Consider the following 1,320-nt stretch of genomic DNA (forward strand, 5'->3'; position numbering starts at 1 on the left):
CCCGTCAGGCTGCTCGTGTGACATGGGCGGGCAGGGTCTTGGCGGTCTTGGCGGGGTGGTGTGCGAGGGTGCCGGCCGGTTGGTGCCGGGTGTCGGGGGCCTGGGTGGTGGTGGCGGCTTCGGTGCGCAGGCTGTCTCGGGTGGCGGCGGCGAGTTGGGTGTCGTGCCAGGCGAGGCGTTCCGCGGCGGCGGCCTGCTGGTATCGCTGAGCGAGGTATGCGGCGGCGGCGCGGTGTATCTGCAGTTCTTGCTCGGCGGGGTGCAGGCGGGGGTCCCAGTCGCCGCGGCCGGTGAGAGCGTCGGCGACGGTGTTGATGGGGAGTTGGCCGTTGCGGGCGGCGGCGAGCAGCGTGCGGTGCAGGAAGCGTTCGCGTTCGGCGTACTGCGCCGGGGTGGCGGCGGTCTGTGGGACCGGGAACGCGGCGGCGGCCCGGCTGCGGGCCAGTCGGGCATCGGCGTCCTGCCAGGCTTGCCAGGCGTTGTCGAGGTTGTGCTGTGTCTGCTGCCAGTGCTGGTGCCAGCGTTGCGCGGTCGCGGTGGCGTGGTGGGCCGCGGCGGTGATTTCCTGGGCGTAGCGGGTGGTGTCGGCTGTCTGCCGGCGGTGGTGGTGTGTGTGGTAGCCGCGCAGGGTTTCGGCGGTGTGGCGTAGTGCTTGTCCTGGTCTGCGGACGCCTTCGGGGCTGGCGAGTACTGCCAGCGCCGGACCGGTCAGCGCGATGAGGATGATCCAGATCGCCAGTACGGCGGGTTCCTGCAGAAGAATCTGTGCCACGTCCATGCGGGAGGGGTCCTGTCCATGGGTCGGGTCTGCCACCGAGGGCGCCTCACCGGCGGTGACTGCGGTGAGGCGGAAAGCCGGTCCGCCGTTATGTGGGGCGTTCGGCATCGGATTGACGCTGCGGCGCCGTGCGGCGGTGTCACGCCGGCTGGGCGCGGCTCATGCGTGGTGAGCTGGCGGGGCTCTCGAGCTGGCGGCATCGGCGGCGTGCTGCGCCGGCCGGATTCGGGTCCGGTCCGCCACGGGAGCCCGCGTCGCGGTCACCGCGGTGGCGGGTTGACGTGAGCGGGTAGGGGCAACGGGCGCGGTATCGCGGGGTGCCGGCTGCTGGACAGCGGCCGTGGACATCTCGGCCTTACGGCCGGGGTCGGGACGCGCGACTGCGGGACTGTTGATACCGCTGATCAGGAGCAGGGCCAGCATGGCCGGCAACGAGCGGGCCAGCATGCTGAGCCGCCGGGTCGTCGCCATGGCAACCACGTTAACCAACCGGGCGGGCAACTACACCGCTCGATGTAGGTGGCCCACGTCATACCGGCCGG

At 71.9% G+C, this 1,320-nt stretch carries 1 protein-coding gene; it reads right to left on the reverse strand.

The genetic code is table 11. From position 1 onward, the window contains the following. Positions 1-4: 4 nt before the first annotated feature. Positions 5-814: a hypothetical protein gene (locus tag QLQ12_RS46785; RefSeq protein WP_282767544.1), complete on the reverse strand. Its 810-nt coding sequence runs from the start codon at positions 812-814 to the stop codon at positions 5-7. Positions 815-1,320: the final 506 nt, after the last annotated feature.

The organism is Actinoplanes sandaracinus (genome assembly GCF_030009775.1).
GTDB lineage: Bacteria > Actinomycetota > Actinomycetes > Mycobacteriales > Micromonosporaceae > Actinoplanes > Actinoplanes sandaracinus.